Annotated in this window: 27 protein-coding genes; 7 read left to right on the top strand and 20 right to left on the bottom strand. The window is 54.7% G+C overall.

Annotated elements, in window-relative coordinates; genetic code table 11:
* Nucleotides 1-35: 35 nt before the first annotated feature.
* The 5 genes from EL098_RS04580 to EL098_RS04560 all read right to left on the bottom strand — a co-directional run bounded on the left by EL098_RS04580 (nucleotide 36) and on the right by EL098_RS04560 (nucleotide 2708).
* Nucleotides 36-494, bottom strand: coding sequence for a lysis protein (locus tag EL098_RS04580; RefSeq protein ID WP_126355133.1), 459 nt, complete (start codon nucleotides 492-494; stop codon nucleotides 36-38).
* Nucleotides 491-982 carry a lysozyme gene (locus EL098_RS04575; RefSeq protein WP_126355131.1) on the bottom strand — a complete coding sequence of 164 codons (492 nt, stop codon included), beginning with the start codon at nucleotides 980-982 and terminating at the stop codon, nucleotides 491-493. Before EL098_RS04575 ends, EL098_RS04580 begins: the two co-directional genes overlap by 4 nt.
* On the bottom strand, nucleotides 982-1281 hold the full coding sequence (locus tag EL098_RS04570; protein ID WP_126355129.1) for a hypothetical protein: 300 nt from the start codon (nucleotides 1279-1281) through the stop codon (nucleotides 982-984). The genes EL098_RS04575 and EL098_RS04570 overlap by 1 nt, the downstream gene beginning before the upstream one ends.
* 57 nt (nucleotides 1282-1338) lie before the next feature.
* Entirely contained in the window at nucleotides 1339-1674 is a 336-nt protein-coding gene (locus EL098_RS04565; RefSeq protein WP_126355127.1) for an antitermination protein N, read from the bottom strand.
* 287 nt (nucleotides 1675-1961) lie between these two features.
* Nucleotides 1962-2708 (bottom strand): LexA family transcriptional regulator, encoded by a 747-nt coding sequence (locus tag EL098_RS04560; protein ID WP_126355125.1) that lies wholly within the window; start codon nucleotides 2706-2708, stop codon nucleotides 1962-1964.
* Nucleotides 2709-2969: 261 nt separating this feature from the next.
* Between EL098_RS04560 and EL098_RS04555 the strand changes: the two genes are divergently transcribed.
* A complete protein-coding gene (locus EL098_RS04555) occupies nucleotides 2970-3230 on the top strand; it encodes a YfhL family 4Fe-4S dicluster ferredoxin (RefSeq protein ID WP_126355123.1) in 261 nt (86 codons plus the stop codon).
* On the opposite strand, the gene acpS is transcribed toward EL098_RS04555, so the two are convergent.
* The 12 genes from acpS to rseD all read right to left on the bottom strand — a co-directional run bounded on the left by acpS (nucleotide 3227) and on the right by rseD (nucleotide 12728).
* Complete coding sequence (acpS, locus tag EL098_RS04550; RefSeq protein ID WP_126355121.1) at nucleotides 3227-3607, bottom strand: holo-ACP synthase; 381 nt, start codon at nucleotides 3605-3607, stop codon at nucleotides 3227-3229. The two genes, EL098_RS04555 and acpS, sit on opposite strands and share 4 nt — an antisense overlap.
* Nucleotides 3607-4338, bottom strand: a complete 732-nt coding sequence (gene pdxJ, locus EL098_RS04545; protein ID WP_126355120.1) for a pyridoxine 5'-phosphate synthase — start codon at nucleotides 4336-4338, stop codon at nucleotides 3607-3609. The genes acpS and pdxJ overlap by 1 nt, the downstream gene beginning before the upstream one ends.
* 74 nt (nucleotides 4339-4412) lie before the next feature.
* Nucleotides 4413-5150 (bottom strand): DNA repair protein RecO, encoded by a 738-nt coding sequence (gene recO, locus EL098_RS04540; RefSeq protein WP_126355119.1) that lies wholly within the window; start codon nucleotides 5148-5150, stop codon nucleotides 4413-4415.
* Between the two features lie 4 nt (nucleotides 5151-5154).
* Nucleotides 5155-6063: a GTPase Era gene (era, locus tag EL098_RS04535; protein ID WP_126355118.1), complete on the bottom strand. Its 909-nt coding sequence runs from the start codon at nucleotides 6061-6063 to the stop codon at nucleotides 5155-5157.
* Nucleotides 6060-6740 carry a ribonuclease III gene (gene rnc / locus EL098_RS04530; RefSeq protein WP_008459505.1) on the bottom strand — a complete coding sequence of 227 codons (681 nt, stop codon included), beginning with the start codon at nucleotides 6738-6740 and terminating at the stop codon, nucleotides 6060-6062. The genes era and rnc overlap by 4 nt, the downstream gene beginning before the upstream one ends.
* 172 nt (nucleotides 6741-6912) lie before the next feature.
* Complete coding sequence (gene lepB / locus EL098_RS04525; RefSeq protein ID WP_126355116.1) at nucleotides 6913-7887, bottom strand: signal peptidase I; 975 nt, start codon at nucleotides 7885-7887, stop codon at nucleotides 6913-6915.
* A 14-nt stretch (nucleotides 7888-7901) separates the two neighbouring features.
* Nucleotides 7902-9701 carry a translation elongation factor 4 gene (lepA, locus tag EL098_RS04520; protein ID WP_126355114.1) on the bottom strand — a complete coding sequence of 600 codons (1800 nt, stop codon included), beginning with the start codon at nucleotides 9699-9701 and terminating at the stop codon, nucleotides 7902-7904.
* A gap of 194 nt (nucleotides 9702-9895) precedes the next feature.
* Entirely contained in the window at nucleotides 9896-10378 is a 483-nt protein-coding gene (gene rseC / locus EL098_RS04510; protein WP_126355112.1) for a SoxR-reducing system protein RseC, read from the bottom strand.
* Nucleotides 10375-11340 carry a sigma-E factor regulatory protein RseB gene (gene rseB, locus EL098_RS04505; protein ID WP_126355111.1) on the bottom strand — a complete coding sequence of 322 codons (966 nt, stop codon included), beginning with the start codon at nucleotides 11338-11340 and terminating at the stop codon, nucleotides 10375-10377. The genes rseC and rseB overlap by 4 nt, the downstream gene beginning before the upstream one ends.
* Nucleotides 11340-11987, bottom strand: a complete 648-nt coding sequence (gene rseA, locus EL098_RS04500) for an anti-sigma-E factor RseA (RefSeq protein WP_126355110.1) — start codon at nucleotides 11985-11987, stop codon at nucleotides 11340-11342. The genes rseB and rseA overlap by 1 nt, the downstream gene beginning before the upstream one ends.
* 31 nt (nucleotides 11988-12018) lie before the next feature.
* The gene (gene rpoE / locus EL098_RS04495) at nucleotides 12019-12594 is read right to left on the bottom strand and encodes an RNA polymerase sigma factor RpoE (RefSeq protein ID WP_126355109.1); all 576 of its coding nucleotides are present in this window, start codon (nucleotides 12592-12594) and stop codon (nucleotides 12019-12021) included.
* Nucleotides 12591-12728 (bottom strand): rpoE leader peptide RseD, encoded by a 138-nt coding sequence (gene rseD / locus EL098_RS23760; RefSeq protein ID WP_408609120.1) that lies wholly within the window; start codon nucleotides 12726-12728, stop codon nucleotides 12591-12593. Before rseD ends, rpoE begins: the two co-directional genes overlap by 4 nt.
* Before the next feature lie 298 nt (nucleotides 12729-13026).
* On the opposite strand from rseD, the gene nadB reads away from it, so the two are divergent.
* On the top strand, nucleotides 13027-14643 hold the full coding sequence (gene nadB, locus EL098_RS04485) for an L-aspartate oxidase (RefSeq protein ID WP_126355107.1): 1617 nt from the start codon (nucleotides 13027-13029) through the stop codon (nucleotides 14641-14643).
* Here the strand turns inward: nadB and trmN are convergent.
* On the bottom strand, nucleotides 14628-15365 hold the full coding sequence (gene trmN / locus EL098_RS04480) for a tRNA(1)(Val) (adenine(37)-N(6))-methyltransferase TrmN (protein WP_126355106.1): 738 nt from the start codon (nucleotides 15363-15365) through the stop codon (nucleotides 14628-14630). The two genes, nadB and trmN, sit on opposite strands and share 16 nt — an antisense overlap.
* Nucleotides 15366-15486: 121 nt before the next feature.
* Between trmN and srmB the strand changes: the two genes are divergently transcribed.
* Nucleotides 15487-16824, top strand: coding sequence for an ATP-dependent RNA helicase SrmB (gene srmB, locus EL098_RS04475; protein WP_126355105.1), 1338 nt, complete (start codon nucleotides 15487-15489; stop codon nucleotides 16822-16824).
* Nucleotides 16825-16936: 112 nt separating this feature from the next.
* Here srmB and grcA read toward each other — a convergent pair whose 3' ends face one another.
* Nucleotides 16937-17320, bottom strand: a complete 384-nt coding sequence (gene grcA / locus EL098_RS04470) for an autonomous glycyl radical cofactor GrcA (RefSeq protein WP_016537828.1) — start codon at nucleotides 17318-17320, stop codon at nucleotides 16937-16939.
* 318 nt (nucleotides 17321-17638) lie between these two features.
* On the opposite strand from grcA, the gene ung reads away from it, so the two are divergent.
* Nucleotides 17639-18328, top strand: coding sequence for a uracil-DNA glycosylase (ung, locus tag EL098_RS04465; RefSeq protein WP_126355103.1), 690 nt, complete (start codon nucleotides 17639-17641; stop codon nucleotides 18326-18328).
* 54 nt (nucleotides 18329-18382) lie between these two features.
* Here the strand turns inward: ung and EL098_RS04460 are convergent, their stop codons facing one another.
* Nucleotides 18383-19453, bottom strand: a complete 1071-nt coding sequence (locus tag EL098_RS04460; protein ID WP_126355101.1) for a tRNA/rRNA methyltransferase — start codon at nucleotides 19451-19453, stop codon at nucleotides 18383-18385.
* A gap of 207 nt (nucleotides 19454-19660) precedes the next feature.
* Here EL098_RS04460 and trxC point away from each other — a divergent pair, with 207 nt between their 5' ends.
* The 3 genes from trxC (at nucleotide 19661) to EL098_RS04445 (ending at nucleotide 23552) form a co-directional block, all read left to right on the top strand.
* Nucleotides 19661-20080 (top strand): thioredoxin TrxC, encoded by a 420-nt coding sequence (gene trxC / locus EL098_RS04455; RefSeq protein WP_126355099.1) that lies wholly within the window; start codon nucleotides 19661-19663, stop codon nucleotides 20078-20080.
* 77 nt (nucleotides 20081-20157) lie between these two features.
* Nucleotides 20158-20859: a tRNA-uridine aminocarboxypropyltransferase gene (locus tag EL098_RS04450; protein WP_126355097.1), complete on the top strand. Its 702-nt coding sequence runs from the start codon at nucleotides 20158-20160 to the stop codon at nucleotides 20857-20859.
* 32 nt (nucleotides 20860-20891) lie between these two features.
* Nucleotides 20892-23552, top strand: a complete 2661-nt coding sequence (locus EL098_RS04445) for a bifunctional acetate--CoA ligase family protein/GNAT family N-acetyltransferase (RefSeq protein WP_126355095.1) — start codon at nucleotides 20892-20894, stop codon at nucleotides 23550-23552.
* Nucleotides 23553-23638 lie beyond the last annotated feature (86 nt).

Genomic DNA, 23638 nt, shown 5'->3' with positions numbered 1-23638 from the left:
GACGTAGGAATAAAAAAGCCTCGCTTAGCGAGGCTTCAGGGGGTGATAAGGCACTGATTGCGGATGTACTCCTGCAGCCCCGCTAGCTGCTTGTTGCTCGTTTCGATTCGCTCCCGGAGACGGAAATAATCCCGTTGAGCGGCGTCAGTAAGTCCGGGGGCGGCTGCATCATCCAGCCCGGCGGAGGCGGCGGTGCCAGACACTGTTTTGCAGGTAGCGCTGACGCGCAGCCGCCTAGAACCAGCAGCCACATCACGCTGCAGATTTTCAATGGTGAGCCTGGCATGGGTTAACTCCTCGCTATAGTGAGCATCAAGCATGGCAACGGCCTGCTGGCGCCGAACAAGGTTTTGCAGCTCAGTTTTCTGTTGAGCAAGCTGCTGCAAAGCTGACTCTGCTCTTTGCTTTTGAACGGCATAGCGCTGATGAAACCACCAGCTGCTGGCGACAAGGAGAGCAAATAGAGCCAGCGCAATCGTGTTTAACGGCTTCATTTTTCCGGCTCCGGCCAGGTACAAAGCTGGTACTCCACCTCGCGGCGATTAATAAGCCCCTGCCACTGCTTGCCGCCAGCCCAAATCCATTTTTTCAGACCGGCACAGGCTTGTTCGTAGTCGCCGGCATTTAACGTTCTTAGCACGGAGGAGCGGAGAAAAGCTGCGGTGCCGACGTTGTAGGTGAAGCTAATCAAAGCGGCACGTTGGTACTCACTAACCGGGACGGTAACCGCCCTTGATACCGCCAGCGCCGCCGGGCGGAGATCTTTATCAAGTAAGCCCTTACACTCTGATGGGCTGTAAGTTTTATCGGGAACAATGTCTTTGCCGGTATGGCCGTAGCAAACCGTCAGCACCCCGGCGACGTCGTAATAAGGCGTGTAGCTCACGCCTTCAAGCTCGGGCAACAGCGAACTGGCGATAGTCAGCGCGCCCGCCCCTGACAATCCGAATAATGCTTTTCTGAGTCCGGGGGAAAGAGCCATTAGCTACCTGCCTTTTTCAGTACCTCGCTGACTGCCCTGATAATCTCAATCTGCTCGGCTCGGTTTAACGTTTGCAAGTCATCCACCAGCGTCTGGAGGATACGGGTGCGCTTTTGGTCTTCAAGATGCTGTCGGCGGGCGTCCAGCCTGCCTCCAAGCCACGAAGCCAGTGAAATCAGTACGCTAAGCAGCCCGAATATCATGTAGACCATATCCTGTGTCGTGATACCCAGACCGGCGGCAAGCGCCGCCAGCCACGCAAAAGATTGCGTGACCAGATTTGCGGGTTGGTCATTCATGGGAAAACCTTCGGTTGAGGTGTCGAACTGCCGTTGGGGTAAAGAGGCACTGCGGTGTTAAATCAGCGGGATAGATTTTCCGCGTCGGGTTTGCTTGCCGGAAGCCTGCGGTAAGCCGGATTCCGTTAGCGGTGCAGCCTGATACAGACTTCTCTGCCTGGCATCCTGTTTCTGGCGCAGCCGGGAGTGGTATTCAGCCTGCCGGATGATTTGCAGGCCATAAATGTTAATGACCTCGAGCGCCTTGTCGGGACGAGGCGTGGGTTTGCGGGCTAATGAGATAATGGGCCTGGCATCAGGTTTGGCCCTCACCCCCACTAAAAGTGGGTTTGCGGCTTTCCAGATGGCCTGCTTAGCTTCGCGGCGCTGGCGGCGACGTGCCTGTGCGTCCATACAACCTCCTGTCAATCAACTTTGGTGATATCTCTGAGATATCCCAAAGCTTCTTGCTTTGGTGTATGCGCCCTTTTTCAGGGCCTGATGTTAATGAGCGTTCACTTGCCTTGTGAGTCGGTGCGTCCTGCCGATGAATTAATATTGAACCAATAGTACAAATACGTCAAGAACCAAAAGTACGAACTATAAATAAAAAAATGCAAAATAACGTAACCATATAAAATACATAGCAAAAAAAATCCCGCAGTCGCGGGATTCGAAGTTTCAGCCAGCAGAAAAAGGGTTCACGCGTGGCGGCGTATGGCGTGGCTATACATTACCCGGCCAATAATTTTGAGATGCTGCTCGTTCTCTTCGCTGATGCGCCAGTCGGCATATTTAGGATTGTCCGAGCGCACCAGCAGGCAGTCGTGGGTCATCTGCAGGCGCTTCACCAGCAGCTGTCCCTTATAAAGAAACACGTAAATCCCGTCTCCGTCGAAATAGTCTTTGGCAATATCCACAAAGATATAGTCACCCAGTTCAATAGTGCCAGACATACTGTCGCCGGTGACGGTAATTACCTTGATCGTCGACGCAGGACGGTGGCCAAACAGTTCCAGCGCCTCCTGACTGTCGTAAACAATATGGTTAATGGTCTCAGTCACTTCGCTGGAGATCAACCGCCCGGGCCCGGCGCTGGCTTCGATATCCAGCACGTCAATACGAAACCCCAGCTCTTCCCGCGGCTGAAAATCGTAAATCACCGCATCTTCCGGGTGAGCCGCATTTTCACGCCCTTCGGGAACATAGCCACTTTCGCTGCCGTGCTGGAGCCAGAGAACGTCGGCCTGGAGAAAAGTCGCCAGCTCGTACATTTTGTCCTGCCTTGGAATGGCTTCAGCATTCAGCCACTTGCTTACGGCCTTGGAGGAGACGCCCAGCGCGCGCGCTATTGCCATACCGCGCCCAAATTCGTCGAGGTTTGCTTCGCTGCAGGCCTGCGCCAGCCTGCGGGAGAATGCTTCGCGCAGTTGTTCTCTCTGTACCATAAGTACGATCCTGTCGGGTATCTCGTGACCAATAGTTCAATGATAACACGTACTGAAAGTACACAAAGCACAAAACTTAACGGCTTTGCGTCATTGGGCATGATCTGCTTTTGTGGTAAAGTGCGCGCCATCGAAACGTCCTTGCCTTAGCTGCTTCGTTTAACCTGATTCACTACTGGTTAAATATACATGCTTTTGCGTTTTTTCGGGCGCGTAATGTGAATATATCTTTTGAACGGCAGGTTCAGGTAACAGACTGAAATGGCATTATTAATTACGAAGAAGTGCATCAACTGCGATATGTGCGAGCCGGAGTGCCCGAACCAGGCTATCACGATGGGGGATTCAATCTACCAGATTGATACCGATCGCTGCACGGAATGCGTTGGCCATTACGACACCCCGACCTGCCAGAAAGTTTGTCCCATCCCAGGAACGATTATCAGCGACCCGGCGCATAAAGAGAATGAAGAGCAGCTGTGGGATAAATTCGTGCTGCTCCATCATGCGGATAAACTTTAGCTTTCGATAATCACCGTCGCACAGGCGTAGTGACGCTCATCCGCCAGCGTGACGTGGACTGAGCGCACGCCCATCTTTTGTGCCAGCCGCTCCGCCTCTTCCCAAAACCTCAGCTGAGGTTTGCCAAGAGGGTCGTTGAAGACCTCAAACTGATTAAACGCCAGCCCGTTACGAATACCGGTACCAAAGGCTTTAGCCGCCGCCTCTTTCACCGCAAAACGCTTCGCCAGAAAACGCACGGGCTGCTGATGCACCTGATACTGTTTCCATTCGTTCTGGCTCAGCACACGTTTCGCCAGCCGATCGCCTGAGCGGGAGATTACGCTCTCAATACGCGCAATCTCCACGATATCCGTGCCGAGGCCAAGGATCGCCATTAGCGACGCGCTTCCTGCATCAGACGTTTCATTTCAGCCACCGCCTCTTTAAGGCCGCTCATCACCGCTCTTCCGATAATCGCGTGGCCAATGTTCAGCTCATGCATTTCAGGGATACGGGCAATAGCCTGGACGTTGTGGTAGGTCAGGCCGTGGCCCGCATTCACCTTCAGCCCTTTCGCTGCGGCATAGCTCGCGGCTTCAACGATGCGTGCCAGCTCTTTGGCCTGAGTCACTTCGTCTTCTGCATCCGCATAGCAGCCGGTGTGAATTTCAATATACGGCGCGCCTACGGCAACCGCGGCATCAATCTGCGCGTGGTCGGCATCAATAAACAGAGACACCAGAATGCCTGCCTCGGCCAGGCGCTGACAGGCATCGCGCATCTTGTCCAGCTGGCCGGCGACATCCAGACCGCCTTCGGTGGTCACCTCCTGACGCTTCTCCGGCACCAGGCAGCAGAAATGAGGTTTCGTCTGGCAGGCAATGCCGACCATCTCTTCGGTGACCGCCATTTCAAGGTTCATACGAGTATCGAGAGTTTCACGCAAAACGCGAACGTCACGGTCTGTAATATGGCGGCGATCTTCGCGCAGGTGCACGGTGATGCCATCCGCTCCTGCCTGCTCCGCGATAAACGCGGCCTGAACCGGATCCGGGTACGCCGTACCGCGCGCATTACGCAGGGTAGCGATGTGATCGATGTTAACGCCTAACAGTAATTCAGCCATGACAATCCTCAGAGTTCGCAGACAGATGCCAGGCAGTGTACACCCGCCGGGGAAAGCCTGGCTACGCTCTGTGATTACTGCGAGCTGTCAGAAGGTTCGGGTGGTGTTTTTTTAGGCACAAACTGGCGAAACAGTTCGCGGCTTTTGAGGGGCTTACCCTGAAGATAAGGTTTGAGGGCCATGCGGGTAAAGCGCTTGGCAGCGCGCAGCGTGTCGGCATCGGGAAATTCACGTTCGGCAAGCGCTCTAAGCTGACGCCCGGTAAAGCTGCTGTTGCCGATCACCACGCTGGCAATAAAACCTTTCTCTTCCCGATAAGTGTAAGTCATGGTGTCATCGACGCCCGCCCCGCTGCCGGCGCAGTGCAGGAAATCCACGCCGTAGCCAAGATGCCCCAGCAGCGCCAGCTCAAAACGGCGCAGCGCAGGCTCCGGCGTACCGGTAGCCCCGGCTAAGGCCTGAATACAGTGGAGATAATCAAAGAACAGCTCGGAAAAACGGGTTTCCTGCTCAAGTACGCGAGCCACCAGTTCATTCACGTATAATCCGCTGTAGAGGGCGATACCACTGAGGGGAAGTGCCAGAGAGACCGCTTCGGCGCTACGCAGCGTTTTGACTTCGCCGCGGCCGCCCCAGCGTACCAGCAGAGGGGTAAAAGGCTGCAAAGCGCCTTTCAGGTTAGAGCGTTTGGAGCGCGCGCCTTTGGCTATCAGGCGGACGCGTCCGGACTCTTCGGAAAACAGGTCGAGCAGAAGGCTGGTTTCGCTCCAGGGGCGACTATGCAGGACAAAAGCCCGTTGCCAGCCTTCCATGCGATTAGCTCAGGTCGTCGGTGTAACCGAGACTACGGAGCGCACGTTCATCGTCGGCCCAGCCGGATTTCACCTTAACCCAGAGCTCGAGATGCACTTTAGCTTCGAACATCTCTTCCATGTCTTTACGGGCTTCGATGCCGATGGTTTTGATTTTGGTGCCTTTGTTGCCAATCACCATCTTCTTCTGGCCTTCACGCTCAACGAGGATCAGCCCGTTGATGTCGTAGCCGCCGCGCTCGTTAGTCACAAACTGCTCGATCTCGACCGTCACGGAATAAGGCAGCTCAGCCCCAAGGAAACGCATCAGTTTTTCACGGATGATCTCGGAAGCCATAAAGCGCTGGGAACGATCGGTGATGTACTCTTCCGGGAAGTGATGGATCGCTTCCGGCAGATGCTTACGAACAATTTCAGCAATGGTATCGACATTCATCCCGCTCTCCGCAGAGATTGGCACGATGTCGAGGAAATTCATCTGGCTACCGAGGAACTGCAGGTGCGGCAGCAGCACGGTTTTATCCTGAACGTTGTCGACCTTGTTCACGGCCAGGATCACCGGCGCACGGCTGTCGCGCAGTTTGTTCAGCACCATTTCGTCATCCGGCGTCCAGCGAGTGCCTTCCACCACGAAAATAACCAGCTCAACGTCGCCGATGGAGCTGCTCGCCGCCCGGTTCATCAAGCGGTTAATGGCACGCTTTTCTTCCATGTGCAGCCCTGGGGTATCGACATAAATCGCCTGATACGGCCCTTCGGTATGGATGCCCATGATGCGGTGACGCGTGGTCTGTGCCTTACGCGAGGTAATAGAGATTTTCTGCCCAAGCAGCTGATTGAGCAGCGTGGATTTGCCGACGTTCGGACGGCCAACGATGGCCGCAAAGCCGCAATAGGTTTTTTCTTCGCTCATTCCAGCTCCAGCTTTTTCAGCGCCTGCTCAGCTGCAGCCTGTTCCGCTTTACGGCGGCTTGAACCAGTTCCTACAACCGGCTCAGGCAGGCCACTCACCTGACAGTGAATGGTAAATTCTTGATCGTGCGCTTCACCACGTACCTGCACCACCAGATAGGACGGCAGCGGCAGATGGCGGCCCTGCAGATACTCCTGCAGGCGCGTTTTCGGATCTTTTTGCTTGTCGCCTGGACTGATTTCGTCAAGACGGGTCTGATACCACGAGAGGATCAGACGCTCAACGTTCTGAATATCACTGTCAAGGAAGACGCCACCGATCAGCGCCTCCACGGTATCGGCAAGAATCGACTCGCGACGGAAGCCGCCACTTTTTAGCTCGCCGGGCCCAAGGCGAAGGCACTCACCCAGCTCAAACTCACGGGCGATTTCCGCCAGAGTATTGCCGCGCACCAGCGTAGCACGCATGCGGCTCATATCCCCCTCGTCCACGCGAGGAAAACGATGATACAGCGCATTCGCGATAACATAACTGAGAATGGAGTCACCCAAAAACTCAAGACGCTCGTTGTGCTTGCTGCTGGCACTACGGTGAGTTAATGCCTGCTGCAACAGATCCTGATGTTGAAAAGTGTAGCCCAGCTTACGCTGCAGCCTATTTATTACGATGGGATTCATGCGATACCAAAATTAATGAATGCGTCAACTATTCAGCACAAGGAACAGACCTGAAAAAAAGAAACCAACGCTGTTTCGTGTGCCGTGGCTCCCTTTCGGGAGCCAATCTTTAAAGGCGGGAATATTCTATACACAACGACAGGGGATGTCGTTAGTTTGTGGGATTAATTGTTTAATGAATGCCGCCAATGCGTTTCAAACGAACACCTGTTGGCCATTCACCTTCTTGTTTCTCAAAACTCATCCAGATTGCCGTCGCTTTGCCGACCAGGTTCTGTTCAGGCACAAAGCCCCAATAGCGGCTGTCTGCGCTATTGTCACGGTTATCACCCATCATGAAATAGTGACCCGGTGGCACAATCCAGGTGGCCAGAGGCAGACCGGACTGCTGGTAGTACATGCCTACCTGGTCCTGGGCAATTGGCACCGTCAGAATATTATGCGTGACTTCGCCCAGCGTCTCTTTGCGCTCGCTCAGGCGCACGCCATCATCGCGGGTCTGGTCTTTCGGCATCTGGAAGAAACCGGAGGTCGCTTCGCTGCCGTTACGGCGGGCAAAGGTCTGCACAAAATCACTGGCTTCCACGTTGGAATAGGTGATTGGCAGCGCATTGTCACAGGCCTGACCCGAACTGCAGTTTGGCTGAACCGTAACCTCTTTCGACTGCGGATCGTAGCTGACTCGGTCGCCCGGCAGCCCCACAACGCGCTTAATATAATCCAGACGTGGATCTTCAGGATATTTAAATACCGCAATATCGCCGCGCTTAGGGTGGCCGGTTTGAATTAACGTCTTCTGATAAATAGGATCTTTAATTCCGTAGGCAAATTTCTCTACCAGAATAAAATCACCGATTAACAGCGTTGGCATCATCGAACCAGAAGGGATCTGGAAGGGCTCATAGATAAATGAACGCACCACCAGCACGATCGCCAGCACCGGGAACACGGACGCCCCCGTTTCCAGCCAGCCCGGTTTCGGGCCCACTTTTTTCAGCGTCTTTTTGTCCAGTGCATCACCGGTGGCAGCCTGCGCTACCGCCTGTTTTTCACGACGTTTAGCGGCAAAGATAAACTTATCCAGACACCATAAAATGCCCGTCACCAGCGTGGCTACCACGAGGATCAAAGCAAACATATTCGCCATGCCAACTCCTTAGATTATTTGCTGTCTTTGCCGACATGCAGGATGGCGAGGAACGCTTCTTGCGGCAGTTCGACGTTACCGACCTGCTTCATGCGTTTCTTACCGTCTTTCTGTTTCTGCAACAGCTTTTTCTTACGGCTCACGTCGCCGCCGTAGCATTTTGCCAGTACGTTTTTACGCAGCTGTTTCACCGTTGAACGCGCGATGATGTGGTTGCCAATGGCCGCCTGAATCGCGATATCAAACTGCTGGCGAGGGATCAGCTCTTTCATCTTCTCCACCAGCTCGCGTCCGCGGTACGGCGCGTTATCGTTGTGGGTGATAAGCGCCAGCGCATCAACGCGATCGCCGTTTATCAGTACATCAACACGGACCATGTTGGAAGCCTGGAAACGTTTGAAATTGTAATCCAGCGACGCATAGCCGCGAGAGGTAGACTTCAGGCGGTCGAAGAAGTCGAGCACCACTTCCGCCATCGGGATTTCATAGGTCAGCGCCACCTGGTTGCCGTGATAAACCATGTTGGTCTGCACGCCGCGTTTTTCGATACACAGCGTAATCACGTTACCGAGGAACTCCTGCGGCAGCAGCATGTGACATTCGGCGATCGGCTCACGCAGCTCTTCGATGTTGTTCAGCGGCGGCAGCTTGGACGGGCTATCAACGTAGATAATCTCTTTGCTTGTCGTCTGAACTTCGTAAACTACGGTAGGCGCCGTGGTGATCAGGTCGAGATCGTATTCACGCTCCAGACGCTCCTGAATGATCTCCATGTGCAGCAGGCCCAGGAAGCCGCAGCGGAAGCCGAAGCCCAGCGCCGTTGAGCTTTCTGGTTCATAGAACAGGGAGGCGTCGTTGAGGCTCAGTTTGCCGAGCGCATCGCGGAAGTTTTCGTAGTCGTCGGAGCTGACCGGGAACAGGCCAGCGTAAACCTGCGGCTTCACTTTTTTAAAGCCAGGCAGCGCTTTATCCGCCGGGTTACGGGACAGGGTCAGGGTATCGCCCACCGGCGCGCCCAGGATATCTTTGATTGCGCAGACCAGCCAGCCTACTTCGCCGCACTTCAGCTCGGTACGGTCGATCTGCTTAGGCGTGAAGATGCCAAGGCGGTCGGCGTTGTACACCTGACCGGTACTCATCACTTTGACTTTATCGCCCTTACGCAGGGTGCCGTTTTTCACGCGGATCAGGGAAACAACGCCCAGGTAGTTATCGAACCAGGAGTCGATGATCAGCGCCTGCAGTGGCGCGTCCGGATCGCCTTCCGGCGCAGGAATATCACGTACCAGGCGTTCCAGAACATCCGGTACGCCAACGCCGGTTTTTGCGGAGCAGCGCACAGCGTCGGTGGCGTCGATGCCTACGATGTCTTCAATCTCTTCGGCTACGCGCTCAGGGTCGGCAGCCGGCAGGTCAATCTTGTTAAGAACCGGCACCACTTCCAGGTCCATTTCCATCGCGGTGTAGCAGTTCGCCAGGGTCTGGGCCTCAACGCCCTGCCCGGCATCCACCACCAGCAGCGCACCTTCACAGGCCGCCAGCGAGCGGGACACTTCATAAGAGAAGTCAACGTGCCCAGGCGTATCGATGAAGTTAAGCTGGTAAGTTTCACCGTCGCTGGCTTTATAGTCGAGGGTAACGCTCTGCGCTTTGATGGTGATACCACGTTCACGCTCCAGGTCCATGGAGTCGAGGACCTGCGCGGCCATTTCGCGGTCGGACAGGCCGCCGCAAATCTGGATGATACGGTCAGACAGCGTCGATTTACCGTGGTCGATGTGGGCAATAATAGAAAAGTTACGTATGTTCTTCATAGTTAGAGGTTTTATGCCTTACAAATGGCCTGTGAGCTCGGCGCTTCGCGCTGTACGGAGCAGGATGTCAGTGACTGTCTTCTGCCTGAAACGCCGCATTCTACACTACAACAAGAAAGTGAGGAAACTGCTCATCCTGCAAGCTTAGGTAAGCGATTAGCAGGATGAGCAAAGAGAGGTCCGTCGAAGGGAATTTACTGATTTTCGGCCGGAGGCGCTGAAGTGTCGACGCGTAGCGCATCGGGACTGAGCGCAACGCTAAGGATCACCGGCTGCCAGCTTTCACGGCGGCTGAAATGCTGAGAAAAACCGCGGGCAAGCAAAAAACCGCCTACGCCGCCGAGCAAAGCACCGCACATTGCAGCCAGGTTAGTCCCGAACAGGGTCTGGAACAGGCCGGAGCACAAAAATAGCCCGACCAGCGGCGACATATAAACCAGCAGAGCGGACCCCAGCAGGCTACCCTCTGCGATGCCCAGCTCCACTTTTTGCCCGGCCACCAGCGGCTGCTCGCTAGGAACAGTCAAAAGATGGCTGGTCTGCGGCCCCAGTTTATTTAATACACGAGTGCCGCATCCTGAACGAGAAGCGCAGCTGCTGCAGGAGGCTTTGACATCACAATGCAGCAGCGCCTCACCGTTTTGCCATGAGACGACCGTCGCCCACTCTTTAATCATTGCGTAGCTCCGTTAAACTTGATGCTATCGCCAATGCGTTTTGCCGTTTGCGGCGGTAGCTCGCCAACCACGGTGATTTCAGTTTTGTCGCGAATTTCCGTGCTCACGGTACGACGGCCGGTACGCACCAGCTGCTCGCCATTAGTCCCCTGAGACGGCGCCTGGCTGATATTGACCGAGAAGCTGAAAAGCCCGTCGGAATAGAGACGAGATTCGATAGGCACGCCGACGGTTGGCAGCGGCCTGCGGCTGCTGGAAATTTCGCTAAACCCCTGCGGCAGCCAGGAAGGCGCCCACGAAAACTTCGCCTTTTCCGCACCCGGCACCGACAGCAGCGGCGGCAGCGTCGCCTTCGCTAAATTCTGCATCAGGCCGCTCGTCTGGTCTCCGACGGAGAATGAGACAACCCGAAATTGCTCAAGGGTTTCACCGTCGCGGTCAAGTAAATCAACGCGCAGCGGCAGCTTGGTTTCGGTATCGATCCAGACAATATAGTTGTAGCGTGTGCCATCGCGGGCTACGACACGAATCACTTCGCACAGCCTGTCAGCAATGCGCGTACGCCCAACGGAAATAAAGTCGTAGTAAGGCGTCAGGCGCTTAAAGTCGGTATAGACGATCGAGGGCAGTGAATCGACAATATAATCCCCGGTGAGCGTAAATGGCTCAAGCCCAGGTTCAAAGTAGCTGATTTCATTGCCGCGCTGTACGACCTCGCGGCGCGGGCCATCCATTTGCAGGAATTGTGCAAGCGGGCGGTTATCAAGACGTGCGTGGCGATAACTAAGGGACTCAATCCCTTGTTTGCTGATATTGATAAACGCCAGCTCATAGTTGAGTGACTGACTCGCCTGGTTCATCTGCTGCAACAACGCCCCGGACGAAACAGTGTCCGCCGAGGCGCTGGAGGTGAACAACAGGCCGCCTGCCACGAGAGACAGGGCACACCAAAGTTGCTTCATTACTGCGATTGCGTTCCTAAAGTTTGGTTTCCTGGCACTTGCACAGCGGCCTGCTGAGTTTGCGCCTGTTCAAACTGGAGCTGCTCGGAGTGTAAACGACGCTGCAATTCATAATCCTGCAGCATAGCGTTAATACGACGACGCTGTTCCTGTACCTGCTGACTGTTGTTGCTGGCCGTGGTATCAGACGGTACGCCCAGGCTTACCGGACTGGCTTTGCCCATCATCGGCAGGGTGTTAAACACTGGCGTTTCCGGCTGCGCGGCGCTGTCAGACTTAACGTTATAGTGCTGCACGCCCACAATAACCGCAAGCGATACACACGCAGCAACGCCCATCTGAGTCAGCTGGCTTGCCCACGGACGCACCTTGTGCCAGAACGGCATTTTCTGCCATTGCTGAGGCTGCGGTTGTGATTCGGTAATGAGCGGCGCGACGTTACGCACTGGTTCATTCGCGATAGCCGCCATCACGTTGGCTGAAATATCGAAATGAAGCACTTCGCTGGTATCTCCGCGCATCGTGTCGCGGATAAGATGGTAGCTCTCCCAGCTTTGCTGAAGCTCGCTGTCGTGTGACAGGCGATTAAGCAGCTCGCTATCGAGAGATTCGCCATCCATTAAAGCGGAAAGTTGTTCTTTCTGCATGCCTAAATACCCTTCCAGTAATCCGCTATCGTCAACGCCTGATAAGCGGTTGAACTTTATTATCAATAGCTTCCCTTGCGCGGAAAATACGAGAACGCACAGTACCTACCGGGCAATCCATGATGGCGGCTATCTCTTCATAGCTCATACCATCCAACTCCCGCAACGTGATTGCCATGCGTAAATCTTCCGGGAGTGACTCAATAGTACGGAAAACTATCTGTCTCAGCTCTTCAGACAACATTAAGTTCTCAGGGTTCGAAATTTCTTTCAATGCGCTACCACTTTCGTAGTTTTCCGCATCAATGGCGTCCACATCGCTTGAAGGTGGACGACGCCCCTGAGCAACCAGATAATTTTTTGCCGTGTTGACCGCAATGCGATACAGCCACGTATAAAACGCACTATCGCCACGGAATGAATCCAGTGCGCGATACGCTTTAATAAAAGACTCCTGCACCACGTCGGGAACATCTCCCGAAGGCACATAGCGGGAAACCAGGCTCGCAACCTTATGCTGGTAGCGCACCACCAGTAGGTTAAATGATTTCTGATCTCCCTTCTGGACCCGTTCGACGAGGACCTGATCCGTTAACTGCTCGCTCATCCGAGGTAATGTCTCCCCAAACCTAATATCCACGCGTAATCGAAATGCCACTCGAACCCTGCATTTTTGAGCAAGCTTTGAGTTGGAGTGCCCGAGGCCAGCAAAGTTCCTTTACGCCTTTGTTTTTCTGTCATGTTTAGCGGATTACATCTTTTCATTATAAGTTCCGCCACACAAAACGGTAACGCCGATTCTTCTGAATCAATGCTTAAAAAGTTAGCGTGCAGAGTATCGCATGACTCAAGGTATTTCATCATTTAATCTGCCGTTTATCCCGCCACAAGGGCATTTTTTACAGAATTTGAGCCGCTTCTCCCCGGAGGATTTTTCCACCACCTTGTTTAGTTAACGCAACGCGTAAACAAAAAAGTAGTGTTCTGACGCGTATCGGGTGCTATGCTCCGACCATTATCGTTTAGTAAATTAAACAACATGAACACAAATTGCGATCTTGCCTGTGATGTATTAATTGTCGGTAGCGGCGCTGCTGGCCTTTCTCTCGCACTGCGGCTTGCCCAAACCAGCAAGGTCATCGTGTTAAGCAAAGGCCCTGTCAGCGAAGGTTCCACCTTTTACGCGCAGGGAGGAATTGCCGCTGTTTTCGATGAAACCGACAGTATTGCTTCCCACATCGACGATACGCTGATTGCCGGCGCCGGGATCTGCGACCGCGGTGCGGTAGAGTTTGTCGCCAGCAATGCAAAGCACTGCGTCCAGTGGCTGATTGATCAGGGCGTAATGTTCGACACCCACACGCTGGCTAATGGCGAAGAGAGCTATCACCTGACGCGTGAAGGCGGCCATAGCCATCGCCGTATTCTTCACGCAGCGGATGCAACGGGCAAAGAAGTGGAGACTACGCTGGTCAGCAAAGCCCTTAACCATCCCAACATCCGGGTTATCGAGCGCAGCAACGCCGTCGATTTAATTATCTCTGACAAGATTGGCTTGCCGGGCACCCGCAGGGTGGTAGGGGCCTGGGTCTGGAACCGGAATCTTGAAAAAGTGGAAACCTGCCGCGCTAAGGCCGTCGTTCTGGCTACCGGTGGAGCTTCGAAGGTCTATCAGTACACCACAAACCCGGACATTGCCTCAGGCGACGGTATTGCAATGGCGTGGCGTGCGGGCTGCCGCGTGGCTAACCTGGAGTTCAACCAGTTTCACCCGACAGCGCTGTTCCATCCCCAGGCCAGAAATTTTCTGCTGACGGAAGCGCTGCGTGGCGAAGGCGCCTACCTGAAACGCCCTGATGGGTCTCGATTTATGCCGGAGTTTGATGAGCGCGCAGAGCTTGCCCCCCGCGACATCGTCGCAAGAGCTATCGATCACGAAATGAAACGTCTGGGTGCTGACTGTATGTATCTCGATATCAGCCACAAGCCTGAAACGTTTGTTCGCCAGCACTTCCCTACTATTTACGAAAAATTGCTTGGGTTGGGCATCGATTTAACCAAAGACCCGGTTCCTGTCGTACCTGCCGCGCACTATACCTGCGGGGGCGTCATGGTTGACGAACATGGGCGCACTGACGTTGATGGGCTGTATGCCATTGGCGAGGTGACCTATACCGGGCTACACGGCGCAAACCGGATGGCGTCAAATTCCCTGCTGGAGTGCCTGGTCTATGGCTGGTCAGCGGCGGAGGATATTCTCAAGCGCCTGCCGTATGCACGTGAAAGCAAAAGCCTGCCCGACTGGGATGACAGCCGCGTGGACAATCCCGATGAACAAGTCGTTATTCAGCACAACTGGCATGAACTGCGGCTCTTTATGTGGGACTACGTCGGCATCGTTCGCACTACACGCCGTCTGGAACGAGCGCTGCGGAGGATTACCATGCTCCAGCAGGAGATTGATGAGTACTATGCAAACTTCCGTGTTTCAAACAATCTTCTTGAGCTAAGAAATCTGGTGCAGGTTGCCGAACTTATCGTTCGCTGCGCCATGCAGCGCAAAGAAAGTCGCGGCCTCCACTACACACTTGATTTCCCGCAGCAGCTGGATGAGTCCGGCCCAAGCGTGCTTTCCCCGCTTCACATAAACAGATAGAAGTCCTGGGTCAGGCTGCAATAGCCTTCAGAGTAAGTCTGGTCTGGCCCACGAATCACCAGCCGGTCGCTGTAGTATTCTCCGCCGGTAGGGGAAAGCGCGAGCATCACCCGATGCGGCAGGCGAGTTTCATTATCGGCGACATCGGTGCGGTAGCGAACATGCCAGCCCTGTGATTTCGCCAGTTCGCTAAATGCCGTCCCTGCGGTTTCCGGCATGATCACGCAGAAAAAACCCTCCTCGGCGATCAGCTGTTCAGCGCTGCTGAGAAGTGCCTGGTGATCCAGCGTCGTCGTGTAGCGGGCCTGAGCACGCTCCGGAGAGGCGCAGCTGCTGCCCTGCTCAAAGAAAGGCGGATTGCTGACGATCAGGGAATAACGCTGAGTTGCCTGCTGCGCCCACTCGCGGATATCAGCACAATGCACGTTTATACGCGAAGCCCAGCGGCAGCCTTTTGCGTTCTCTGCCGCCTGTTCTGCGGCAACCGGATCCAGCTCAACGGCTTCAATCGTGACGTCATCAGCGGTTCTTTGGGCCAGCATCAGGGCCAGCAAACCGCTGCCGGTGCCAATATCCAGAACGCTTTTTACGTTCACCACCGGCACCCAAGCACCGAGCAGTGTCCCATCCGTCCCCACTTTCATCGCACAGCGATCGTGCGCCACAAAGAACTGTTTGAAAGTGAAACCATCACGACGTAATACCGCTTTTTGATCCGACATCTTATCTACCTTGCAAAGAAACCGCCGTAGCATAAGTGAAACGAGCGACCACGGAAAGACACAAACAGATGAAGATCGCGGGCATAACGTCTATAATCGGCGTCCCAAATAGAGGTAGACCATGACTGTAAGCACTTTTTCCGAACTCGAACTTGATGAAAGCCTTTTGGACGCGCTCCAGGAGAAGGGCTTTACTCGCCCGACAGCAATCCAGGCTGCGGCCATTCCTCCTGCACTTGAAGGGCGCGATGTGCTGGGTTCAGCACCAACGGGTACCGGTAAAACCGCAGCTTACCTGCTGCCAGCGCTACAGCACCTGGTCGACTTTCCGCGTAAAAAATCTGGCCCGCCGCGCATTCTTATCGTGACGCCGACTCGCGAACTGGCAATGCAGGTCGCTGACCACGCGCGTGAGCTGGCAAAGCATACCCATCTGGATATTGCGACCATCACCGGCGGCGTAGCGTATATGAACCACGCTGAGGTTTTCAGCGAGAATCAGGATATCGTGGTCGCCACCACTGGCCGACTGCTGCAGTACATTAAGGAAGAGAACTTCGACTGCCGCGCGGTTGAAACCCTGATCCTTGATGAAGCGGACCGCATGCTGGACATGGGCTTTGCTCAGGATATTGAAACCATCGCCGCGGAAACCCGCTGGCGCAAGCAGACTATGCTGTTCTCCGCAACCCTGGAAGGCAATGCGGTTAAAGATTTCGCAGAACGTCTGCTGGAAGATCCGGTTGAAGTTTCCGCCACGCCGTCCACGCGTGAGCGCAAGAAGATCCATCAGTGGTACTACCGCGCTGATGACGTTGAGCACAAGACAAAATTATTGGTTCATTTGCTGAACCAGCCGGATACCACCCGCTCTATCGTATTTGTGCGTAAGCGCGAGCGTGTGCATGAGCTGGTTGCCTGGCTGCGCGAAGTGGGTATCAACACCTGCTACCTTGAAGGTGAGATGGTACAGGCCAAGCGTAACGAAGCTATCAAACGTCTGACAGACGGTCGCGTTAACGTCTTAGTCGCCACCGACGTAGCGGCCCGTGGGATCGATATTCCTGACGTCAGCCACGTCTTCAACTTTGACCTGCCGCGTACCGCAGATATCTACCTGCACCGTATCGGTCGTACCGGCCGTGCCGGCATGAAAGGAACGGCTATTTCGCTGGTTGAAGCACACGATCATCTGCTGCTGGGCAAAATTACCCGCTATATGAAAGAGCCGATGAAGTCCCGCGTCATCGATGAGCTGCGCCCAACTACTCGCGCGCCTAGCGAGAAGCTGACCGGTAAACCATCGAAAAAAGTGCTGGCTAAGCGCGAAGAGAAGAAGAAAGAGAAAGATAAAGAGAAGCCTCGCGTTAAGGTGCGTCACCGCGATAAGAAAAACGTCGGCAAGCGCCGTAAGCCAAGCGCGGCCGCCGCGACTGAATCTTCAAAGGTCGACGAATAACATCAGCGCCGGGATAATCCCGGCGTTTTTTTGCCCTGTCGATTCTCTTCACAGAGGCACAAATAGAAAGAGCGCCAGAAGGCGCTCTTTTTTCACTGCGGCAGAAACTGAATTACAGGCTTTCTGTGAAAGTACGGGTAATTACGTCGCGCTGCTGTTCCGGAGTCAGAGAGTTAAAACGAACCGCATAGCCGGAAACACGAATAGTCAGCTGCGGATATTTCTCCGGATGCTTAACCGCATCTTCCAGCGTTTCACGACGCAGAACGTTAACGTTCAGGTGCTGACCGCCTTCCACACGAACTTCTGGTTTTACTTCCATCGGAATTTCACGGTATTCAAACTGACCCAGTTTGCTGACCGCGACAACTTCATCTTCAGCAAAACCCGCTTTCGCGCAAACGCAGCGAGCTTCGCCTTTTTCATTGTCGAGCAGCCAGAAAGAGTTCAGAAGTTCGTCGTTTGCCGCTTTTGTAATCTGGATACCAGTAATCATTTTATTTCTCCCTCAGGGTAATGTGCTGATTCTTTGAGCCAGCACTCTGGCTCATTGGTAAAACCTTTGTTGCTTTGTTGTTTTTATATCAGCCCACCTGGCGCCATTCTTTGACTTGTGTCAATTAAATCCACAGCCTAAAAATGACTTTGACGGGTTTCATTTGTTTTACATCAACTTAGGTCGACAGGAATCCATTAAAACTTTTGTAAATCTTCAACTTTATTTAGTGTCGTAGCCCATTGATGCCACGCACTATTTTGCTGATGGGGAAGAAGCAGTTAAGCTATCGGCAATACAGATTCGCAGGAGAGCGAGATGACCACCCACCTCACCTGGCACGACGTGCTGGCAGAAGAGAAAGAGCAGCCCTACTTTATCAACACGCTCAGCGCTGTGGCTGCGGAGCGCTCGGCGGGCGTGACGGTTTACCCTCCGCAGAAGGACGTGTTTAACGCTTTTCGTTTTACCGAGCTGGGCGATGTCAAAGTGGTGATCCTGGGGCAGGATCCCTATCACGGGCCAGGGCAGGCGCACGGACTTTCATTCTCCGTGCGACCGGGGATTGCCCCGCCACCTTCGCTGGTCAATATGTACAAAGAGCTGGAAGCTTCCGTGCCGGGCTTTACCCGCCCGGCGCATGGCTACCTTGAAAGCTGGGCACGACAAGGGGTTCTGCTGCTCAATACGGTGCTGACCGTCGAAGCAGGCAAGGCGCACTCTCACGCCAGGTTTGGTTGGGAAACCTTCACGGACAAGGTTATCGCTCTTATTAATGAACACCGTGAAGGCGTGGTGTTTCTGCTGTGGGGAGCTCACGCTCAGCGCAAAGGAAGCATTATCGACCGCCAGCGCCACCACGTGCTGACGGCCCCGCACCCTTCCCCGCTCTCCGCGCATCGCGGTTTTCTTGGCTGCGGGCATTTCGTTAAGGCGAATGAGTATCTTGCTGGTCGCGGGGAACAGCCCATCGACTGGATGCCGCAGCTGCCACAGGAAAATGGCTAAAATCAGAACAAAAAAAACCAGCGACTAAGCTGGTTTTTTATAGCGGGTAAGGTATTACGCCTTGTTCTGGCGCCACCATTCGCCCAGCAGAACGCCGGTAGCGACCGACACGTTGAGGCTTTCAACGTTACCGGTGCCTTCAATGGCTACGCTCATATCGGCATTTTCAAAGGTGGTGTCGGAAACGCCGTCGCGCTCCTGGCCCAGCACCAGCACCATCTTCTTCGGCAGCTCAGCCTTATACAGCGGAGTTCCCTGGTGGCTTGAAGTCGTCACGATGGTGTAACCCGCTTTACGGAAGGCTTCCAGCCCGTCGCCGAACGTCTCGCCGCTGATCGCCACAACGTGCTCTGCACCACCTTCTGCGGTACGAATTGCCGCGCCGGACTCCAGCAGGGAAGCGTCCTGAATCAGCAGGCCCTTAACGCCAAAGTGCGCGCAGCTGCGCATGATCCCGCCGAGGTTGTGAGGGTTACCCACATCTTCCAGCGCCAGCACGCAATCTTCTTCCCCGGCTTTATTCAGCCAGGTCTGCACGCTGATGCCGCTGCGTTTTTTAATAATAAAGCAAACACCACCGTGGTGTTCCGTACCGGACGCTTTTACCAGTTCGGCGTCATCCACAACGTGGTAAGCCTTGCGGTTAGCCGCCATCCAGCGCAGCGCTTCTTTGAAGCGAGGCGTAACGCTCTGGATAAACCAGGCACGCACGATGCTTTCCGGGCGGCTCTGGAACAGCGCCTGGCAAGCGTTCTCACCATAGACACGAGCTTCTTCGGCGCGCTGGCGACGAATCACTTCCGGATCGACTACGTGCTTTGTTGCGCTTTCATTTTCATAGGCTGACTGCGAAGCCTCCACCGGAGCACGGGAAACCGTACGCCATGGAGAAGCCGCTTCACCGCGGTCACCTCTGTCGCTACGTTCATTACGATCGCGCCCGCCGCGAGGTTTATCATCGTGACGAGCAGGACGGCGACCGCCGCCTTCACCACGTGACGCACCGGCAGGACGCCCACCACCTTTCCCGGTACGCGGGTTTTGGCTGCGTTGTTCGCTATCGTCGTCACCGCGGACATACATCACTTTGACCTTGCCGCTTTTACCTTTAAATTCGTCGTTCATTTTTCCTCCACCTGGCTGAGCGCGAAGCGCGCAGATTACCTGATGTGGCATGGGTTAGCCATTAACTTTGCTTAAAAGCTAATAACTATTGTACTCATCGAATAAATCACTTTGTTGGCCTCCCCATCTTCGCCGATAATATGTAACATATTTGAAACATCCGCGGTGCCTGACACCGATTTTCAACAATTCTCTTTGAGGTTAGTTATGAATACCGTTTGTGCCGGCTGCCAGGCCATTAACCGCATTCCTGACGACCGTATTGATGACGGTGCAAAGTGTGGCCGCTGCGGTCATGAGCTGTTTGAGGGAGAAGTCGTCAACGCAACAACGGCTACGCTGGATAAACTCCTGAAAGATGATCTGCCGGTAGTGGTCGACTTCTGGGCTCCATGGTGTGGGCCGTGCGTTAACTTCGCGCCAATCTTTGAAGATGTTGCCGAAGAGCGTAGCGGCAAAGTGCGTTTCGTTAAGGTCAATACCGAAGCCGAGCAGGAGCTGAGCGCCCGTTTTCGTATTCGCAGCATTCCCACTATTATGATTTTCAAAAATGGCCAGGTTGTAGACATGCTGAATGGCGCCATGCCAAAAGCCCCGTTTGATAGCTGGCTGGACGAAAATATCTGATCCTGCGGGGGCATTTTTTCGGCCCCCTCTTTGATATCTACGTTAGAATAGCGTTTTTAGCTAAGCCTCCTTCATTGATGACCGAAAACGCCGTTCTCCGCCTTCGTGCTGCCCGCCTTGCTCGTGCAACTCGCCCATTTCTTGCCCGTGGTAACCGCGTTCGCCGCTGCCAGCGTTGCCTGCTGCCGCTGAAAAACTGCCTGTGCGAGACGCTTCAGCCGCAAACTGCACGCAGCCGCTTTTGCCTGGTCATGTTCGACACGGAACCCATGAAGCCCAGCAATACCGGGCGGCTAATTGCCGATATTTTGCCGAATACCGAGGCGTTTCAATGGTCACGCACGGAGCCGCCGGAAGCGCTGCTGGAACTTGTCGCTAATCCCGACTATCAGCCAATGGTGGTCTTCCCCGCCTCTTATGCCGACGGGGATCGGGAAGTTCTGACAACGCCTCCGGTCACCGGGAAGCCGCCGCTATTTATTATGCTTGATGGTACCTGGACCGAAGCGCGCAAAATGTTCCGTAAAAGCCCTTACCTCGACAAGCTCCCGGTGATCTCTGTTGATCTGAGTATCACCTCCGCTTATCGCCTGCGGGAAGCGCACGCTGAGGGCCAATACTGTACTGCGGAAGTCGCCGCCGCCCTGCTAGAACTGGCTGGCGATACCCATGCCTCCGAGGGGCTAACGCAGCACTTCACCCTTTTTCGCGAGCGCTATCTGGCAGGGAAACCCCATCATCAGGGCAGCGTCACAGCAGAAGTTGCAGAAAACGTTTAGACTCTCCTGAACATCACTCAGGGGAGAGAGTCGTGAGTCAACGAGGCCTGGAAGCGCTGCTGCGTCCTAAATCGATTGCCGTCATCGGTGCGTCGGCAAAGGCCGATCGCGCTGGTTACTTAATGATGCGTAATTTGCTTGCCGGCGGCTTCAGCGGCCCGGTGATGCCGGTCACGCCAACCCACAAAGCTGTTTGCGGCGTACTTGCCTGGCCGGATATTGCCAGCCTGCCGCTTGCGCCCGACCTCGCGATTATCTGTACCCATTCACGCCGCAACCTCGGTCTGCTTGACGATCTGGGAAACAAAGGCTGCAAAGCCTGCATTATCCTCTCTGCTCCGCCTGAACAACTGCCTGAACTGCTGGCCTGCGCGGCCCGCTGGCAAATTCGTCTGCTTGGCCCCAATAGCCTTGGTCTTTTAGCGCCCTGGCAGGGGTTAAACGCCAGCTTCTCGCCGGTACCGATCCAAAAGGGAAAACTGGCGTTCATTTCCCAGTCCGCTGCAGTTTCTAATACTATTCTGGACTGGGCGCAGCAGCGTGAGATGGGCTTCTCGTGGTTTATCGCCCTCGGAGACAGTCTGGATATCGACGTGGATGAGCTGCTTGACTACCTGGCAAGAGATAGCAAAACCAGCGCTATTTTGCTTTATCTTGAACACCTTAGCGATGCCCGCCGCTTCGTTTCGGCCGCACGAAGCGCCTCACGTAATAAGCCCATCCTGGTCATCAAAAGTGGACGTAGCAGTAAAGCCCAAACCCTGCTGAAAACGCATCCAGGCCTGGATGCTGCGTGGGACGCGGCGATTCAACGTGCGGGTTTACTGCGCGTGCAGGACACGCATGAACTGTTCTCCGCCGTTGAAACCCTGAGCCATATGCGCCCTCTGCGCGGCGATCGGCTGATGATTGTCAGTAATGGTGCAGCACCGGCGGCGCTGGCGCTTGATGAGCTGTGGCTACGCAACGGCAAGCTGGCGACATTAAGTGAAGAAACGACCCGCGCGCTTGCTGAAGTGCTTCCTGCAGGCGTTGAAGCAGGCAACCCGATAGACCTGCGTGATGATGCAACGCCCGGCCGCTACCTGCTGGCCGTGGAAAAATTACTGGATAGCCACGACTTTGATGCCCTGATGGTTATTCATTCTCCCAGTGCTGCGGCCCCAGGGACAGCAAACGCCCTGGCCCTGATTGATTTGCTACAGCGGCATCCCCGCGGGAAATACCTGACAATGATAACCAACTGGTGCGGTGAGTTTTCCTCTCAGGAGGCCAGGCGCCTGTTTAGCGATGCCGGTATCCCCACCTACCGAACGCCGGAAGGCGCGGTTACTGCCTTTATGCATATGGTGGAGTATCGGCGTAACCAGAAGCAGCTCCGTGAAACGCCTGCGCTCCCCGCCAACCTCACTGCAAATACAGGCGAAGCCCATCATCTGATTCAGCAGGCGCTGCATCAGGGCGCTACTACGCTTGATACGCATGAAGTCAGGCCAGTCCTCAAAGCTTATGGCCTGACGACGCTGCCAACCTGGATTGCCGGTGACAGTGCGGAAGCCGTGCATATCGCCGAGCAGATTGGCTATCCCGTCGCGTTGAAACTTCGCTCTCCCGACATTCCCCATAAGTCTGAAGTTCAGGGCGTTATGCTTTATTTACGCACGGCAATTGAGGTTCAGCAGGCGGCAGAAGCCATCGTCGATCGCGTTAAAATGACCTGGCCACAGGCGCGAATTCACGGCCTTCTGGTACAAAGTATGGCAAACCGCGCGGGCGCACAGGAGCTACGAGTTGTCGTTGAGCACGACCCGGTATTTGGTCCTTTGATTATGCTGGGAGAAGGCGGCGTAGAATGGCGACCCGACAGACAGGCTGCCGTAGCCCTTCCCCCGCTGAACATGAATCTTGCCCGCTATCTCGTGATTCAGGCGATTAAGAGCGGCAAAATCCGCAGCCGAAGCGCATTACGTCCGCTGGACATCGCCGGCATCAGTGAAGTGCTGGTGCGGGTCTCTAACTTAATCATCGATTGCCCGGAGATAACGCGGCTTGATATTCACCCGCTGCTGGCCTCCGGCAGCGACTTTACTCTGCTGGATGTTACCCTCGAATTGGCCGAATTTACGGGTGATGCGGACGCCCGGCTGGCCGTGCGCCCCTATCCCCATCAGCTGGAAGAGATTGTGCAGCTTAAAAATGGCGATCGTTGCCTGTTCCGACCGATCCTGCCGGAAGATGAGCCTCAGCTGCAGCGCTTTATTGCCCAGGTAACGAAAGAAGATCTCTACTATCGCTACTTCAGCGAGATCAATGAATTTACCCACGAAGATTTAGCCAATATGACGCAGATCGACTACGATCGGGAAATGGCGTTCGTTGCCGTTCGCCGCATGAAAGAGACCGATGAGATCCTGGGCGTGACGCGCGCAATTTCAGATCCGGATAACGTTGATGCCGAGTTTGCCGTACTGGTTCGCTCCGACCTGAAAGGGCTTGGGTTGGGCCGTCGCCTGCTGGCTAAACTCATCGATTACACCAGACAACACGGCCTCCAACGGCTAAATGGCATCACGATGCCGAATAACCAGGGCATGATAACTCTGGCCCGTAAACTGGGTTTCAGCGTTGATATTCAGCTGGAAGATGGCATTGTGAGCCTGACGCTACCGCTGGGTAAAAGCGCAGATTCGTGAGTAAGGTACTTGAAAACATACTCACTTTGCCTGGCAGTAGTGGTATTATCAGCAAGTTCTGACGTCTGGATTTTGCAGAAGGCCAT

It is taken from the genome of Cedecea lapagei, assembly GCF_900635955.1.
GTDB lineage: Bacteria > Pseudomonadota > Gammaproteobacteria > Enterobacterales > Enterobacteriaceae > Cedecea > Cedecea lapagei.
The sequence above is the reverse complement of the archived record's forward strand: the minus strand, read 5'-3'. Positions and strand labels throughout refer to the sequence as shown.

Coding starts and splice junctions, on each gene's coding strand:
- EL098_RS04580 (WP_126355133.1), bottom strand. CDS start 494: ATGAAGCCGTTAAACACGATTGCGCTGGCTCTATTTGCTCTCCTTGTC.
- EL098_RS04575 (WP_126355131.1), bottom strand. CDS start 982: ATGGCTCTTTCCCCCGGACTCAGAAAAGCATTATTCGGATTGTCAGGG.
- EL098_RS04570 (WP_126355129.1), bottom strand. CDS start 1,281: ATGAATGACCAACCCGCAAATCTGGTCACGCAATCTTTTGCGTGGCTG.
- EL098_RS04565 (WP_126355127.1), bottom strand. CDS start 1,674: ATGGACGCACAGGCACGTCGCCGCCAGCGCCGCGAAGCTAAGCAGGCC.
- EL098_RS04560 (WP_126355125.1), bottom strand. CDS start 2,708: ATGGTACAGAGAGAACAACTGCGCGAAGCATTCTCCCGCAGGCTGGCG.
- EL098_RS04555 (WP_126355123.1), top strand. CDS start 2,970: ATGGCATTATTAATTACGAAGAAGTGCATCAACTGCGATATGTGCGAG.
- acpS (WP_126355121.1), bottom strand. CDS start 3,607: ATGGCGATCCTTGGCCTCGGCACGGATATCGTGGAGATTGCGCGTATT.
- pdxJ (WP_126355120.1), bottom strand. CDS start 4,338: ATGGCTGAATTACTGTTAGGCGTTAACATCGATCACATCGCTACCCTG.
- recO (WP_126355119.1), bottom strand. CDS start 5,150: ATGGAAGGCTGGCAACGGGCTTTTGTCCTGCATAGTCGCCCCTGGAGC.
- era (WP_126355118.1), bottom strand. CDS start 6,063: ATGAGCGAAGAAAAAACCTATTGCGGCTTTGCGGCCATCGTTGGCCGT.
- rnc (WP_008459505.1), bottom strand. CDS start 6,740: ATGAATCCCATCGTAATAAATAGGCTGCAGCGTAAGCTGGGCTACACT.
- lepB (WP_126355116.1), bottom strand. CDS start 7,887: ATGGCGAATATGTTTGCTTTGATCCTCGTGGTAGCCACGCTGGTGACG.
- lepA (WP_126355114.1), bottom strand. CDS start 9,701: ATGAAGAACATACGTAACTTTTCTATTATTGCCCACATCGACCACGGT.
- rseC (WP_126355112.1), bottom strand. CDS start 10,378: ATGATTAAAGAGTGGGCGACGGTCGTCTCATGGCAAAACGGTGAGGCG.
- rseB (WP_126355111.1), bottom strand. CDS start 11,340: ATGAAGCAACTTTGGTGTGCCCTGTCTCTCGTGGCAGGCGGCCTGTTG.
- rseA (WP_126355110.1), bottom strand. CDS start 11,987: ATGCAGAAAGAACAACTTTCCGCTTTAATGGATGGCGAATCTCTCGAT.
- rpoE (WP_126355109.1), bottom strand. CDS start 12,594: ATGAGCGAGCAGTTAACGGATCAGGTCCTCGTCGAACGGGTCCAGAAG.
- rseD (WP_408609120.1), bottom strand. CDS start 12,728: ATGACAGAAAAACAAAGGCGTAAAGGAACTTTGCTGGCCTCGGGCACT.
- nadB (WP_126355107.1), top strand. CDS start 13,027: ATGAACACAAATTGCGATCTTGCCTGTGATGTATTAATTGTCGGTAGC.
- trmN (WP_126355106.1), bottom strand. CDS start 15,365: ATGTCGGATCAAAAAGCGGTATTACGTCGTGATGGTTTCACTTTCAAA.
- srmB (WP_126355105.1), top strand. CDS start 15,487: ATGACTGTAAGCACTTTTTCCGAACTCGAACTTGATGAAAGCCTTTTG.
- grcA (WP_016537828.1), bottom strand. CDS start 17,320: ATGATTACTGGTATCCAGATTACAAAAGCGGCAAACGACGAACTTCTG.
- ung (WP_126355103.1), top strand. CDS start 17,639: ATGACCACCCACCTCACCTGGCACGACGTGCTGGCAGAAGAGAAAGAG.
- EL098_RS04460 (WP_126355101.1), bottom strand. CDS start 19,453: ATGAACGACGAATTTAAAGGTAAAAGCGGCAAGGTCAAAGTGATGTAT.
- trxC (WP_126355099.1), top strand. CDS start 19,661: ATGAATACCGTTTGTGCCGGCTGCCAGGCCATTAACCGCATTCCTGAC.
- EL098_RS04450 (WP_126355097.1), top strand. CDS start 20,158: ATGACCGAAAACGCCGTTCTCCGCCTTCGTGCTGCCCGCCTTGCTCGT.